The sequence below is a fragment of the Bacillus sp. JNUCC-21 genome (assembly GCF_041222765.1).
Taxonomy (GTDB): Bacteria; Bacillota; Bacilli; order Bacillales; family Bacillaceae; genus Bacillus; species Bacillus velezensis.
On sequence record NZ_CP166019.1, the window covers coordinates 595001 to 609581 of the forward strand.

16 protein-coding genes (1 of these 16 only partly in view) are annotated in these 14581 nt (G+C 44.7%); 12 read left to right on the top strand and 4 right to left on the bottom strand.

The genetic code is table 11. The features are described from left to right. The 4 genes in view from tsaE to tsaD are tightly spaced (at most 10 nt apart) and all read left to right on the top strand, a layout consistent with a single transcriptional unit that may run on beyond the window. Nucleotides 1-304: the 3' portion of a tRNA (adenosine(37)-N6)-threonylcarbamoyltransferase complex ATPase subunit type 1 TsaE gene (tsaE, locus tag JNUCC21_RS03145; RefSeq protein WP_025284346.1), read on the top strand. 173 nt of this gene lie to the left of the window's left edge; only the last 304 of its 477 coding nucleotides appear in the window; the start codon falls outside the window, past its left edge; its stop codon occupies nucleotides 302-304. Then, nucleotides 285-974 (top strand): tRNA (adenosine(37)-N6)-threonylcarbamoyltransferase complex dimerization subunit type 1 TsaB, encoded by a 690-nt coding sequence (tsaB, locus tag JNUCC21_RS03150; RefSeq protein WP_108654903.1) that lies wholly within the window; start codon nucleotides 285-287, stop codon nucleotides 972-974. The genes tsaE and tsaB overlap by 20 nt, the downstream gene beginning before the upstream one ends. A 10-nt stretch (nucleotides 975-984) precedes the next feature. Continuing rightward, on the top strand, nucleotides 985-1440 hold the full coding sequence (gene rimI / locus JNUCC21_RS03155) for a ribosomal protein S18-alanine N-acetyltransferase (protein WP_003155993.1): 456 nt from the start codon (nucleotides 985-987) through the stop codon (nucleotides 1438-1440). Continuing rightward, entirely contained in the window at nucleotides 1433-2473 is a 1041-nt protein-coding gene (gene tsaD, locus JNUCC21_RS03160) for a tRNA (adenosine(37)-N6)-threonylcarbamoyltransferase complex transferase subunit TsaD (protein WP_007408855.1), read from the top strand. The genes rimI and tsaD overlap by 8 nt, the downstream gene beginning before the upstream one ends. A gap of 223 nt (nucleotides 2474-2696) precedes the next feature. On the opposite strand, the gene JNUCC21_RS03165 is transcribed toward tsaD, so the two are convergent. Continuing rightward, nucleotides 2697-4625: an ABC-F family ATP-binding cassette domain-containing protein gene (locus tag JNUCC21_RS03165; RefSeq protein WP_369878553.1), complete on the bottom strand. Its 1929-nt coding sequence runs from the start codon at nucleotides 4623-4625 to the stop codon at nucleotides 2697-2699. A 139-nt stretch (nucleotides 4626-4764) separates the two neighbouring features. On the opposite strand from JNUCC21_RS03165, the gene moaC reads away from it, so the two are divergent. The 4 genes from moaC to tatC are packed head-to-tail and all read left to right on the top strand — an operon-like array spanning nucleotide 4765 to nucleotide 6875. Further along, nucleotides 4765-5277, top strand: a complete 513-nt coding sequence (gene moaC / locus JNUCC21_RS03170) for a cyclic pyranopterin monophosphate synthase MoaC (RefSeq protein WP_003155986.1) — start codon at nucleotides 4765-4767, stop codon at nucleotides 5275-5277. Then, nucleotides 5274-5921, top strand: a complete 648-nt coding sequence (locus JNUCC21_RS03175; protein WP_003155984.1) for a redox-sensing transcriptional repressor Rex — start codon at nucleotides 5274-5276, stop codon at nucleotides 5919-5921. The genes moaC and JNUCC21_RS03175 overlap by 4 nt, the downstream gene beginning before the upstream one ends. Nucleotides 5922-5939: 18 nt before the next feature. Then, the gene (locus JNUCC21_RS03180) at nucleotides 5940-6110 is read left to right on the top strand and encodes a twin-arginine translocase TatA/TatE family subunit (RefSeq protein ID WP_003155981.1); all 171 of its coding nucleotides are present in this window, start codon (nucleotides 5940-5942) and stop codon (nucleotides 6108-6110) included. Between the two features lie 6 nt (nucleotides 6111-6116). Next, on the top strand, nucleotides 6117-6875 hold the full coding sequence (gene tatC / locus JNUCC21_RS03185) for a twin-arginine translocase subunit TatC (protein WP_095352346.1): 759 nt from the start codon (nucleotides 6117-6119) through the stop codon (nucleotides 6873-6875). Nucleotides 6876-6913: 38 nt separating this feature from the next. On the opposite strand, the gene JNUCC21_RS03190 is transcribed toward tatC, so the two are convergent. Both JNUCC21_RS03190 and JNUCC21_RS03195 read right to left on the bottom strand, forming a co-directional pair. Continuing rightward, nucleotides 6914-7105, bottom strand: coding sequence for a YdiK family protein (locus tag JNUCC21_RS03190; RefSeq protein WP_003155975.1), 192 nt, complete (start codon nucleotides 7103-7105; stop codon nucleotides 6914-6916). After that, nucleotides 7102-7836 carry a CPBP family intramembrane glutamic endopeptidase gene (locus JNUCC21_RS03195; protein WP_003155972.1) on the bottom strand — a complete coding sequence of 245 codons (735 nt, stop codon included), beginning with the start codon at nucleotides 7834-7836 and terminating at the stop codon, nucleotides 7102-7104. The genes JNUCC21_RS03190 and JNUCC21_RS03195 overlap by 4 nt, the downstream gene beginning before the upstream one ends. Before the next feature lie 236 nt (nucleotides 7837-8072). Here JNUCC21_RS03195 and groES point away from each other — a divergent pair, with 236 nt between their 5' ends. The 4 genes from groES to JNUCC21_RS03215 all read left to right on the top strand — a co-directional run bounded on the left by groES (nucleotide 8073) and on the right by JNUCC21_RS03215 (nucleotide 11876). Continuing rightward, complete coding sequence (gene groES / locus JNUCC21_RS03200; protein ID WP_003155970.1) at nucleotides 8073-8357, top strand: co-chaperone GroES; 285 nt, start codon at nucleotides 8073-8075, stop codon at nucleotides 8355-8357. 41 nt (nucleotides 8358-8398) lie between these two features. Next, the gene (gene groL / locus JNUCC21_RS03205) at nucleotides 8399-10033 is read left to right on the top strand and encodes a chaperonin GroEL (protein ID WP_003155941.1); all 1635 of its coding nucleotides are present in this window, start codon (nucleotides 8399-8401) and stop codon (nucleotides 10031-10033) included. A 417-nt stretch (nucleotides 10034-10450) separates the two neighbouring features. Further along, nucleotides 10451-11023, top strand: coding sequence for a hypothetical protein (locus tag JNUCC21_RS03210; protein ID WP_025284352.1), 573 nt, complete (start codon nucleotides 10451-10453; stop codon nucleotides 11021-11023). 463 nt (nucleotides 11024-11486) lie between these two features. Continuing rightward, nucleotides 11487-11876: a hypothetical protein gene (locus JNUCC21_RS03215; RefSeq protein WP_025284353.1), complete on the top strand. Its 390-nt coding sequence runs from the start codon at nucleotides 11487-11489 to the stop codon at nucleotides 11874-11876. Nucleotides 11877-12073: 197 nt separating this feature from the next. On the opposite strand, the gene JNUCC21_RS03220 is transcribed toward JNUCC21_RS03215, so the two are convergent. Then, nucleotides 12074-14551: an NB-ARC domain-containing protein gene (locus JNUCC21_RS03220; RefSeq protein ID WP_369878554.1), complete on the bottom strand. Its 2478-nt coding sequence runs from the start codon at nucleotides 14549-14551 to the stop codon at nucleotides 12074-12076. Between the last annotated feature and the right edge of the window lie 30 nt (nucleotides 14552-14581).

Below are 14581 nucleotides of genomic sequence, written 5' to 3' on the forward strand. Positions count from 1 at the left end.
AAACAGCCCGACTTTTACAATTATAAAAGAATACCATGACGGTTCGCTTCCTCTATATCATATGGATGTGTATCGTATGGAGGATGAAAGCGAAGACTTAGGGCTTGAAGAATATTTTGAGGGACAAGGCGTCTGTTTAATTGAATGGGCTCATTTAATTCAGGATCAGCTGCCTGCTGAACGGCTGCAGATCGTCATCACAAGAGCCGGTGATGAGGCAAGGGACATTACCTTTACGGCTTGCGGAACACGGTATGAAACGCTTTGTGAGGAGATAAATAAACATGACAATACTGGCAATTGATACGTCAAATTACACGTTGGGTGCCGCGCTCGTTCGTGACAAAACGGTGATGGCGGAGTATATTACATATTTAAAAAAGAATCATTCCGTGCGGGCCATGCCTGCTGTCAATTCATTGCTGAAGGATTGCGGCCTAACACCGCAGGACCTTACGAAAATAGCGGTGGCGAAAGGACCGGGATCGTACACAGGTGTCAGAATCGGCGTGACGCTGGCAAAAACATTGGCATGGTCGCTGAAGCTTCCGGTTTCCGCTGTCTCGAGTCTGGAGGTGCTGGCGGCTAACGGACGGCACTTTCGAGGACTGATCTGCCCGTTATTTGATGCCCGGCGCGGACAGGTATATACGGGACTTTATGAATATCAGGACGGCCGATTACAATCCGTTCTTCCAGATCAGAATGTCCTTTTGACTGATTGGCTCGGCATGCTGAAAGAAAAAGCGTCTCCGGTTTTATTTTTAGGACACGATACAGCCATTCATGAAGAAACCATTCTGCATGAATTGACATCTCAAGCAGTGATTGGACCGGCTGCACAGCATAATCCGCGGCCGTCAGAGCTGGCGTTTTTAGGCTTGGAAAAAGAGGATGCGGATGTCCACAGCCTTGTTCCGGATTATTTGCGTCTGGCAGAGGCTGAAGCGAAATGGATGGAATCTCAAAAATAGGGTGATAGGGATGAAAACGAAAACGGCGATTCGAAGCATGCGTCCGGAAGATATTGATCAAATTTATGAAATTGAAACAGCATCCTTTACTTCTCCGTGGACGAAGGATTCATTTTATCATGAGCTTTTGGAAAATCCGTATGCCCACTACCTTGTCATTGAAAAGGACGGCTGTCTGGCGGGGTATTGCGGAATCTGGATTATTATAGATGACGCGCAGATTACGAACATAGCCATTAAGCCGGAATATCGGGGCCAATCATTGGGAGAAGCGCTGTTTCGCTCTGCGATAGAATTGTGCAGAGAAAAAAAGGCAAGAAGGCTCTCTCTCGAAGTCAGGGTCTCAAATCATCCCGCCCAATCCTTATATAAAAAATTCGGTCTTCAGGCCGGAGGAATCAGAAAACAATACTATACAGATAACGGAGAAGATGCGTTATTAATGTGGGTGACATTACATGAGTGAAAAACAAGATATTTATGTATTAGGAATCGAAACAAGCTGTGATGAAACAGCGGCCTCAGTCGTAAAAAACGGGAATGAAATTATTTCAAACGTTGTCGCTTCTCAAATTGAAAGCCATAAACGTTTCGGCGGGGTCGTGCCTGAAATAGCGTCCAGACATCATGTGGAGCAGATTACCCTTGTGATTGAGGAAGCTCTTTCAAAAGCGGAGATGGGCTTTGATGATCTTGATGCGATTGCCGTAACGGAAGGACCCGGACTTGTCGGAGCCCTGTTAATCGGAGTCAATGCGGCAAAGGCGTTAAGCTTTGCCCATCAAATACCGTTAGTCGGCGTCCATCACATCGCGGGCCATATTTATGCAAACAGGCTGATAGGAGAGCTTCAATTCCCGGCGCTTGCTTTGGTTGTGTCAGGCGGACATACGGAATTGGTTTATATGAAAGAGCACGGTTCATTCGAGGTTATCGGTGAAACGCTGGATGATGCCGCAGGCGAAGCTTACGACAAAGTGGCAAGAACGATGGGGCTTCCTTATCCGGGAGGGCCGCAGATTGATAAGCTGGCTGCTGTGGGAACGGATTCCATTCCGCTTCCGCGTGCGTGGCTGGAAGAAGGGTCTTACAACTTCAGCTTCAGCGGCCTGAAGTCAGCCGTGATTAACACGCTTCATAACGCCTCGCAAAAAAATGAGGTGATTCCTCCGGAGGATCTTGCAGCAAGCTTTCAGCAGAGTGTCATTGATGTACTGACGGCAAAAACCTCTAAAGCCGCGAAAGAATACGGGGTTAAACAAGTGCTGCTGGCAGGGGGCGTAGCCGCTAACAAAGGGCTGAGAGCCGCACTGCAGCAGGAATTCAGCCATTCGGGAGATCCCGAGCTTATCATCCCGCCGCTTTCTTTATGCACGGACAATGCAGCGATGATTGCGGCTGCCGGAACCGTTGCTTTTGAAAAGGGAATTCGGGGCTCATATGATATGAACGGACAGCCCGGTTTGGAATTAACATCCTTTGATCGTCTCACGTTGTAAAACGTGAGGCTTTTTTTTACTTATTAACAGATAATTCGAACATATCCACAGGATTGTGAATACGTTCAGAAATCCAGGCTGGATAAGGGGCTGCAAGTTGTTAGTAAAGTGGATAAAGTCAGAAAATTTTGTGGATAGTGTGTATAAAACGCTTACTTACATGGCTGACAAGGAAGATAGCTGTGGATAAAAAAGCACCCCTTAAAGAGGTGCTTGACGTTTTCTATTCTTCTGAGGAGAGTTCCTCCCATTCTGCTAATAAGTTTTCGAGCTCTTGATTCAGAGCTTCATTCTCCGCGTGAATGGTCTGTACCTTTTCATGATCCTGATACACGTCAGGATCGCACAGCAGCTCCTCATTGGCGCTGATTTTCTCTTCGGCGGATGAGACGGCAGCTTCAATTTCTTCAATGCGTCTCAGGCGCTGCCGTTCTTTCTTCTTCCATTCTTTTTCTTCCTCGTAAGTTCTTTTCGTATCCTGTTTGACCTTGCCGGCAGGCTGAGCCTGCTCCTTTTCCTGCCGCTTCATTTCTTCCAGTTCCAGCTGCTGGGCTTTTTTCTCGGTGTAATAGTCATAGTCACCCAAATATTCTTCTGCATGATCCGGAGACAGCTCCAGCACCCTTGTGGCGATCCTGTTAATAAAGTAGCGGTCATGCGATACAAATAACAGTGTTCCCGGGTAGTCGATCAGGGCGTTTTCCAGCACTTCTTTACTGTCCAGATCAAGGTGGTTTGTCGGTTCATCAAGGATGAGAAAGTTTGCTTTTTGCAGCATCAGCTTGGCAAGCGCGACTCTTGCTTTCTCACCGCCGCTTAGAGAACGGACAGGTTTCAGGACATCGTCTCCGCTGAACAGGAAGTTGCCGAGGCATGTCCTGATCTCTTTTTCCGGCATGTCCGGATATTCATCCCACAGCTCGTCCAGCACGCGTTTGGACGAGGTCAGTTCAGCCTGCTCCTGATCATAATAGCCGATTGTGACATTGGAACCGTACGTGATCGATCCGGATTCGGGGCTGAGCGTGTTCATAATGGTTTTCAGCAAGGTTGATTTGCCGATTCCGTTCGGTCCGACGAGGGCGGCGCTTTCGCCTCTTGTAATGCCGAAGGTCAGGTTTTTCAAGAGCGGCGGCTGGCCGTCATAGCTGATGGAAACATCCTGTACGCGCAGGACGTCGTTTCCGCTCTGTTTTGTAATGTCAAAACGGAAGGCGGCTGATTTTTCATCCCCGAGCGGCTTTGCTATGACGTCCATCCGTTCAAGCTGTTTTCTTCTGCTTTGGGCTCTTTTCGTTGTAGAAGCTCTGGCCAGATTGCGGTCGACAAAATCTTGAAGCTTGGCGATTTCGTCCTGCTGTTTTTCATACAGCTTCAGGTCTTTCTCATACTGCTCAGCTTTTTGTTCTAAATAGGCGCTGTAGTTGCCGAGGTATTTTTTGCTTTCTGTCCGTGAGACCTCGTACACTTGGCTGACGACTTTATCAAGAAAGTATCTGTCGTGGGAAACGATCAGAATGGCGCCTGAATATCCCTGTAAATAATGCTCAAGCCATGTAAGCGTATCGATGTCGAGATGGTTCGTCGGTTCATCCAGAATAAGCAGATCAGGCTGGGTCAGCAGCAGCTTTCCGAGCGCAAGCCTTGTTTTCTGACCGCCGCTCAGGCTTTGCACTTTCACGGAATCGTCAAATTTTCCGAAGCCGAGGCCGTGAAGGATAGATCGGACATCCGCTTCATATTGATAGCCGCCTTTATCCTTGAAATCCTGCTGAAGCCTGTCATAGGTTTTCATCAGCGTCTCAAGCTCCGCGGGGGCGGCCGTGGCCATCTTTTCTTCAATAGAGCGCATTTCTTTTTCCATTGCTTTCAGGAAATCAAAAACGCTCAGCAGTTCTTCTTTTATGGTAAGCTGGGATTCCAAGCCTGTGTGCTGGGCAAGATATCCCATCGTTAATTCTTTCGGTTTGATTAATTCACCCTTTTCATATGAAAGGTGACCTGCGATAATTTTAAGGAGAGTTGATTTGCCGGCTCCGTTTCTGCCTACTATGGCGATGCGATCCCGAGATCTGACTTCAAGCTTTATATTGTTTAAAATAGGATCAGCGCCAAAAGATTTGGATAGCTGATTAATTTGTAAGATCATCATATTATTTCACCTCTGTTATAATAAGTTAAGTGTAGCTTATCAACCTGCTGTCAGCAAACAATACATCAGAATTGGAACATTATAGGATAAGACATCAGGGAGAAAATAGTGTATGATCAGAAGTAAGGAGAGTTTAAATATGAATGGATTTTCTCATTTTAATGAAGAAGGCCGTGCCCGCATGGTGGATATAAGCGATAAATCTTCAACAGTCCGTACTGCCGCTGCGATATCCAGCGTACACATGAAGCATGACGTGTACAGCAGAATCAAAAACCGCGAGATCGGAAAAGGAGACGTGCTGGCTGTCGCACAGGTGGCAGGAATTATGGCCGCAAAGCAGACGTCAGCGATTATCCCGATGTGCCACCCGCTTTCTTTAAGCAGCGTCGACATTTCATTCGGCTGGGAGGAAAAGGATTCCGAAGCCGTTCTTCATATACAGGCAAGCGTAAAAACGAAAGGGAGTACAGGTGTGGAAATGGAAGCGCTAACTTCCGCTTCAGTCTGCGCTTTGACCGTTTATGACATGTGCAAGGCGCTGGATAAAGGAATGGTCATCGGCCCGACCTGCCTCATGGAAAAGACAGGAGGCAAAAACGGTGATTTTAAAAGAGATGCATCTGAGTATAAAGTGGAGGACCAATCATGAACAAGGATCAATCAAAAATTCCACAGGCGACGGCAAAACGGCTGCCGCTTTATTATCGCTTTTTAAAGAATTTACACGCGTCAGGAAAACAGCGCGTTTCATCAGCTGAACTGAGCGACGCGGTAAAAGTCGATTCGGCCACGATCCGCCGGGATTTTTCCTATTTCGGGGCGCTCGGCAAAAAAGGATACGGCTATAATGTGGATTACCTGCTGTCATTTTTCAGAAAAACACTGGATCAGGATGAAACGACGAACGTCATTTTGATCGGTGTCGGGAATTTAGGGACGGCGTTTCTTCACTATAATTTCACAAAAAATAATAACACAAAAATATCTATGGCTTTTGATGTGAATCAGAGTAAAATAGGAACTGAGGTAGGCGGTGTGCCTGTCTTTGATCTTAATGATTTAGAGCTTCACATTAAGGATGAACCCGTGGCGATTCTTACCGTTCCCGCGGTTGCCGCCCAGTCAATCACCGACCGGCTCGTGTCGCTCGGAATCAAGGGGATCCTTAACTTTACGCCGGCCCGTTTGAATGTGCCGGATCACATTCGAATTCATCATATAGATTTAGCTGTAGAGCTTCAATCATTGGTTTATTTCTTGAAGCATTATTCTGTTTTGGAAGAAATTGAATAGCGAAAGGAGGAGCTGCACATGATCGGTCCTGGAAGCCTGGCGGTTATCGGTGTGGTAGCGGTGATTATTTTCGGTCCGAAGAAGCTTCCCGAATTAGGAAAAGCGGCGGGGGACACGCTTCGTGAATTTAAGAACGCTACTAAGGGATTAGCCGGTGAAGAAGAGGAAAAAAAGAAAGAAGAACAGTAAGATAGGATGACGCGTATGAGAGTGAATCAAATGACGCTTGTGGAGCATATTGCCGAACTTCGGAAACGATTGCTGATTGTGGCGTTATCCTTTACGGTTTTCTTTATTGCCGGCTTTTTTCTGGCAAAACCTATCATTGTGTATCTTCAAAAAGCCGATGAAGTAAAAGAGCTCACCCTTAATGCTTTTAACCTGACGGATCCGCTGTTTATCTTTTTGCAGTTCGCGTTTATCATCGGCATCATTTTGACTTCGCCGATTATTCTCTATCAGATTTGGGCGTTTGTCAGCCCGGGTCTGTATGAGAAGGAGCGCAAAGTAACACTCAGCTATATTCCGATTTCGATCGTGCTGTTTGTCGGTGGTGTGTCGTTTTCTTATTATATTTTATTTCCGCTGGTCGTTGATTTTATGAAGCGGGTCTCGAATGACCTCGATGTCAACCAGGTGATCGGGATCACCGAGTACTTTCATTTTCTGCTGCAGCTGACGATTCCGTTCGGACTGCTGTTTCAGATGCCGGTGCTGATCATGTTTTTAACGAGACTCGGTGTGATCACGCCGATGTTTTTATCGAAGATCAGGAAGTACGCGTATTTTGTGCTGCTTGTGATCGCCGCGATGATTGCGCCGCCTGAGCTGCTGTCTCACTTGATGATTACCATTCCGCTTTGCATTTTATACGAGGTCAGTATCCTGATTTCAAAAGCGGCGTATCGGAAAAGGCAGACCAGCAGTGAATCCGATCAGGACGTATCAGCATAAAAAAAGCCATTTCTCAATGATGAGAAATGGCTTTTCTTTTATTTTTGATTTTTTTTCACTTTAAATGAGAAGGCGAACATTTTAAACGAGATGCTGATATTATAAGCGGCGAAAACCATCAGCAGTATGGAATAAAAAGACCACATGCTTCCCGGAGAGCTTGCGGCCAAATACGTAAAGATACAGCCGACTGCGAAATAAATCAAGCCCCAAGTCATTGGGTTCCTCATACAAACAATCCTCCAATAATTAATTGCATTTGCTCACTATGCTGTTCAATATATTTTTGGGCGGGGCCGAGCTGCATGACCACGACAATGGTATTCATCATGACATGGGCGAATATCGGCACAATAATCCGTTTCGTCTGCACATACAAGAACGCAAAGGTAAAGCCCATGGCCGTATACAGCAGCAGGTGCGTGAGGTCTTGATGCACAATGCCGAAAATGACGGAACTGATCAGTCCGGCGATAAAGAAATTCGTTTTTTCATATAATACACCGAAAATGATCTTCCGGAAAATGATTTCTTCAAGAATCGGCCCGACGATAGAAGAAACGATAATCATGAGCGGCATGGCTTTAATAATGTTGAGAATGGCTTTCGTGTTTTCGGAACCGCTGCCCACATGAAAGACATACTGCTCAATCATCCCGGCGATTCCCTGAGAAAATAAAGCGAGCCATATTCCCGCGACCGCCCAGAGAACGGACATGCCGGCGGATGCTTTCTTCCCGTTTCTTAATGTCTGCTTCGGCGCGGTTCTCAAAATCAAGAGAACGATAATCAGGCAGATAAAAAAGCTTACGACGGAATAAATCCCCTGAGCCATGGTGAGATTCGCATTCGTAGGGTGCCCGCCCGCATAGCCGAATTTGTACATTAAAGGAATGCCGATCAATGCGGAAAGCTGCATGATAACATATGTCAAAATGATATACCAATACTGTTTTCTCAAATGATATGTACTCCTTTATCCTATAAAATCAACTTATTTGTTCTTATTGTAACATAAGTGAACCAGACGTGAAAAAAGGAGAAAATCGCTGTAAGAGAGAATGATGTAAGCGTGAAAATTTTTTATTCTTATGACTTGAAATTGGAAGTGAGATTCTTTATTATAATAATTGTGTTAGCACTCTTTAGAGCTGAGTGCTAAAATTACATATTCATACTATTGAGGAGGTTATTACATTGTTAAAGCCATTAGGTGATCGCGTTGTCATTGAACTCGTAGAATCTGAAGAAAAAACTGCCAGCGGAATCGTATTACCGGATTCTGCAAAAGAAAAGCCGCAAGAAGGCAAAATCGTGGCAGCCGGTTCAGGTCGCGTGTTGGAAAGCGGAGAGCGCGTTGCTTTAGAAGTAAAAGAGGGCGACCGCATTATCTTCTCAAAATACGCCGGTACTGAAGTGAAATACGAAGGTACTGAATACTTAATCTTACGTGAAAGCGACATTTTAGCTGTAATCGGCTAAGCAAATAAATATTTTTAAAAATTCGAGGAGGTTTCGTTAACATGGCAAAAGATATTAAGTTTAGTGAAGAAGCACGCCGCGCTATGCTTCGCGGTGTCGATGCGCTTGCTGACGCTGTAAAAGTAACTTTAGGGCCAAAAGGACGCAACGTGGTTCTGGAGAAAAAATTCGGTTCTCCGTTAATTACAAATGACGGTGTGACAATCGCAAAAGAAATTGAACTTGAAGATGCGTTTGAAAACATGGGTGCGAAGCTTGTAGCTGAAGTAGCCAGCAAAACAAACGACGTTGCCGGTGACGGTACGACGACTGCGACTGTACTTGCGCAGGCTATGATCCGCGAAGGCCTTAAAAACGTAACTGCGGGGGCTAACCCTGTCGGCGTGCGTAAAGGTATGGAACAAGCCGTGACTGTAGCAATCGAAAACTTAAAAGAAATTTCTAAGCCGATCGAAGGCAAAGAGTCTATCGCTCAGGTTGCTGCGATCTCTGCTGCTGATGAGGAAGTCGGAAGCCTTATCGCTGAAGCAATGGAGCGCGTAGGAAACGACGGCGTCATCACAATCGAAGAGTCTAAAGGATTCACAACTGAGCTTGAAGTTGTGGAAGGTATGCAATTCGACCGCGGATATGCGTCTCCTTACATGGTGACTGACTCTGATAAGATGGAAGCGGTTCTTGACAATCCTTACATCTTAATCACAGACAAAAAAATCACAAACATCCAAGAAATCCTTCCTGTGCTTGAGCAAGTTGTACAGCAAGGCAAACCATTGCTTCTGATCGCTGAAGATGTTGAAGGTGAAGCTCTTGCTACACTCGTTGTCAACAAACTTCGCGGCACATTCAACGCTGTTGCCGTTAAAGCTCCTGGCTTCGGTGACCGCCGTAAAGCAATGCTTGAAGACATCTCTGTTCTTACTGGCGGAGAAGTAATCACAGAAGACTTAGGCCTTGATCTGAAATCTACTGAAATCGGACAATTGGGACGCGCTTCTAAAGTTGTGGTAACGAAAGAAAACACAACAATCGTAGAAGGCGCCGGCGACACTGAAAAAATCGCTGCACGCGTCAACCAAATCCGCGCTCAAGTGGAAGAAACAACTTCTGAATTCGACAGAGAAAAATTACAAGAGCGTCTTGCGAAACTTGCTGGCGGCGTAGCTGTCATCAAAGTCGGCGCTGCGACTGAAACTGAGCTGAAAGAGCGTAAACTTCGCATCGAAGACGCCCTCAACTCAACTCGCGCAGCTGTTGAAGAAGGTATCGTATCCGGCGGTGGTACAGCGCTTGTCAACGTATACAACAAAGTCGCTGCAGTGGAAGCTGAAGGCGATGCGCAAACAGGTATCAACATCGTGCTTCGCGCGCTTGAAGAGCCGATCCGTCAAATCGCGCACAATGCTGGTCTTGAAGGATCTGTCATCGTTGAGCGCCTGAAAAACGAAAAAATCGGCGTAGGCTTCAACGCTGCAACTGGCGAATGGGTAAACATGATCGAAAAAGGTATCGTTGACCCGACAAAAGTGACGCGTTCTGCTCTGCAAAACGCTGCGTCTGTAGCAGCAATGCTCCTGACAACTGAAGCCGTTGTCGCTGACAAACCGGAAGAAAACGCCGGCGGTGCAGGAATGCCTGACATGGGCGGCATGGGCGGTATGGGCGGCATGATGTAAAAAATTATGATCCCTGTTTGGACATAAGGGGTTGCCAGATGTAATGCCATACGAGGTCTCTCACAAGTTCAATGAATTTGTGAGGGGCTTTTTTTATTTCTATCATTCATCTCAAATTACGAATGAATGATGCTAATTTATTTAAGTTAGCATCGGCTATAGTACAAGATACTCTCAATTTTCCAAAAACAGATTTAATAATTCATTTGAAGCAGTTACTAAGGATGCAGAGTGCTATTTAAACACCAACAATCCTGTCTATCTGAAATTTAAACATCATTTTACTGTTAATAATTATACCCAAGAGGATGGTCAAACAATTGCACAAGCATTTGCAGATTGCCTTAAAGAAAAATAAAATCTGAATAATTAATTCTTCCCAAAAGTAATGCACATTATGAGGGGGCGCATATCATTGTGATACAGTTAAAGATTATATATAAGGCAGTATTAGTAATTTTAATAAGTGCCTGTTTATTATTGTTTAATGGATGGTATTTTCATAAATGTATTATTGATCCGCATTACTACCAATTAACAGATTTTTCGGAAGAAGATATTCAAATTTTTGAGCATTTTTATAATATTGATCTACCTTCAAACACGAAGTTTATTAAAGCAGAGCAATTTGAAACAGGGGTAGGTAATTATTCTGCGATTTTGTACGTAGCATTACCTGCCAAAAAGGTAAAGCCTTTAGTTTCTGACTATTCTTATATGCCTATCTTTTATAACAATAGGTATACAGTATTTTATGGTGTTAATATTACAAGCAGCAATAAGGAAACAGCACAAATTACATTTGGAGCAGACGATAGTTCGCTGAATGGTTCTTTATGGAGTAAGCAAGTAAGGAATCTCTTAGAATCGAAAGGGAAGTATATTGGCGTTTCAGATGAAACTTATGTTATTTCTGCGTTTTTAATTAACGTCGTTTTTATTGCATTACTTGTTTGGATCTTGAAAAAGAGCAGAAGAACTAGAGTTTGAATTAAGAAATATTTGAACTCACCAGCATAATGTTGATTAGGAATACTTAAGGGTATATCGGACAGAAAGAGTTTTCATTGCACAGATCTTTATTAAATAATAACACTAAACCAATTTTAAATGCAGTTCAAGGGTATTAGAATAGTCTTGTTTAATAGTATGGAAGGAAAGAGAAAGGGGAAACATGAGGAACTTATCATGCTGTTATTCACATTGTGTTTTCTACCCCATATCCATTGGGCGCTTGGAAGGACACCTTGGCAAAGGTTTTATAGATGATACTATACTTCAAATTTTAAGCTTCATTTCACAAAAATCTTAAATTTGCATTAATATTATAAATTTCTATCATACTTATTCATTTCTCGGAAGAAAGATATGGAAAAACCTCTGTTTTTTTTAGGAAAATATGTTATTATAATTTTGGATTTAAAATATTAAAAAGAAAAGAGGAATTCTAAAGATGAAAAAGTTAGTAATGACCCTGTTTACAGCAGTACTTTTGGGAGTTGCTATTTTCGCAGGTGGGTCAGAAGCCTTAGCTATGGATTCGAAAGGTACAATCAAATTTAAAACAGATGCTAATACATATACGAAAAGTGCTACTTCCATTGTAGTTACGGGTACTTTGGCTAGGGATTTAGATAATGGCTTTTCAGTAATTATCTTAAATAATAAAGGTAAAGTATTTGCCAGAAAAGATATTTCGCATAGTATTGGTTCACGTAATTTTCGTGTGAGTTTTTCAACGAAAAATCTTCCTGCAGGTAAGTATGATGTGCAAGTTGGACAGGATTGGGGAGGAAGATATTGGTCAGGTGAACTAAAACATTATATTACAGTACAGCATTAATACGGCTGTATAAGTATTAACCTCTTGTTGTTAAAAAGTTTAACTTTAGAAATTTGTTTTCTGTGAAAAATTAATTTTTCAATCAAGGTATCTTAATCAATTTACTGTACTGATAAAGATACCTTTTTATCTTTAAAAACAACAAGGTCATGAGTGTTTTTCAAAGCTCTTACCGCTAGCCGCAATGTATTTGTCTTTTAAATGAGAATATCCATTTGCTCCACCTCACCCCGAATCCCAATCCCAGGCTCCCACGAATCAATCAGACGAATCGCCTTTTGATTAGCTTCTATCGCTTTCGTAGTTTCTCCTTTTCGATACAACAGCTGTGCCATTCCGTAATGATAGTAAATCAGTTCAACTTGATTGGCGTTGTGTTTGTCATAGAGCATTTGTTCAAAGGCTTTTTCCGCTTTTTCGAGTTGATCACACTTGACGTAAGCCATGCCCAGGTTAAAATAGGCTTCTATCGTTTTTTCGCCGCCGTATGCGGCGCTGGTTGTGTTTGCCGCTTCGTATAATGTGATGGCTTCTTCGTAGTGAGAGCGGGCGAAACTCAGGTCGCCGCGGACCAGAAGAACCCTGTGCCGGATAATGGGCGAGACGGGCTGATCTTTGATGCCGTCCAGCATTGCTGCCGCTTTGTCCGGTTCTCCGATTTTTAACAGCAGCCTTGCTTGCAGGGCGATTCCCCATACTTTCAAGTCATCGTGATCCGGCGCGCCTGATTGTTCGAGTATCTTCAGGCCGGCTTCTATTTGCCTGAGAGCTTCGTCTGAATCGTTGACTTCCATCAGCGCCCAGCCTGCCGTGTCGATCCGAAAGTAAGCTTCCCGTGTGTGTTCGCCTGATTGATGGGCGGCATCGGCAGCTTTTAATCCGTATTCGATTCGCAGGGACAGGTTGATTCTGCTTAGAAAGTGGCTGATGCGGATGATGAGTTTGATCAGGATGTCATGTTGTCCGGTTTCGCCCGACCATTCGATGACCTTTAGGATGTTCGGCCATTCCTTTTTCATTTGCTCTAAATTCCGTCCCAGCAGATAGCTCCAATAGACAGAATTGGGCCGTTCCCGCTTTATATGGGTTTCCGCATAATCAATATAATAATGCGCCCAGCGGCTGCGGGCTTCTTTTGCAAATTCGTGATTTTCGGATAAGTGCTGTTCTCCGTAAGCAACAACGGTTTGATGGGCTGCATATTGAATACTTCCTGCGCTTCGTTCCGGCTGTATTAAAGCATATGACCGCATTTGCTCAATGGCGTAATGAAACCGCCGGACGTCTAATCCAGCCGCTTGAGCCAAGCTTTTTTCATCAGGAGGCTTAGCGAAAAAGCAAAGCGTCTGCCATAGTTTTCGTGTGTCTTCATGACATCTGTCCCATGTGCGGCCAAAGAGAACCTCAAACAATTCCAATAATGAGTAGCCCGCTTGTTTAAGTTCTTGAATGAGCTGGGGAGCGGGGATGTCGTCGTCTGACATGTATGCAATGCTCAGTGCCATGGCCTTCGGGTTGCCGGCGGCTGCCGAGACGAATTCATTCTTAAGGTCAGGCGATAGCTCCAACAGCTGCTCCAGCTTTTCCCGTTTATGCGGGAGGTTGCATGTTTGCAGACAGCGGTGCACTTCTTGATGGAAAAATTCAAGGGCATCCGTTTGTTCAAGGTCGCTCAGCTGGATGGCCGCCAGTTCCCCGAGGCCGTCCCGGTATGTCTGTTTTACGTTTTCCCGTGCCGTAAGGAGAACTTTTACGCCTTGCGGAAGGCCGATGATAAATTCGTGAATGTCACGTTCCGCTGTATCAATGCTGTCAACGATCAGCAATACCGGTGTTTCATTTGAATGAGCGGCTAATGCATTGCGGACGACGAACCGTTTTTCGTTGATTGATTTGTCGATTTGTTCGGTGCGTCCGAGCTGATAGGCGATCGTGTTTAAAAAATCGCTGAAGCTCAATCCTTTCCAGTCAGCGCTGATCCAGATGATGCTGTTGAATGCCGGCCAATCTGGTGAATCGCCGGCACAAAGGTAGGCTGCTTCAAGAGCGATCGTTGTTTTTCCCATGCCGGCCCAGCCGGTGAGTAAACAGACCGGTGACGGAGACAGCATCCATTGCCGGATTGCTTCCATATCAAAGCCGCGTCCGATAAAGTTCCCGGTCCGGCGTGACGGTAAGTTATGCGTGACGGATTTTCTTGTAAGCGCATTCGTTTCGTGGCTTGGTCTGTCATGAAACAGCCGCTTTACTGCTTTTTCAACATCTTCATCACTCGGCGCTCCGAATGATCCGTCTTTCCGGAGTATTTTTGCTTTTTTTAGACAAGACGCCGTCCAAACGGGCAATGCGGGTTTGATGACGGGAATGGTTGTGGTTTCCAGAAGGCCGGTCAGCCATTCAGCATCCATATCAGTCTTTTCTATAATGATCCAGATCATGCCGAACAGCTTTCCGTCATCAATTCGTCCGGGAATGTAGTTTGCGCCCATCTGTCCGATCCAGCTTTTGATCGTGTTAGAGGAAACGCCTATTCGGAGTGCGATTTGATCTATATAAGACTGTCCGGATTTTACGTTCTTTGTCCTTTTAATTTTGAAATCAGGATGATGTTTCAGCGATTTGACGGCAGGTGCCAGCAGTTCTGCAAATTGTGCCCGGTTTTCAAGTTCAGCCATTAGCCTGCACCTCCTATTAGTACTATTTTA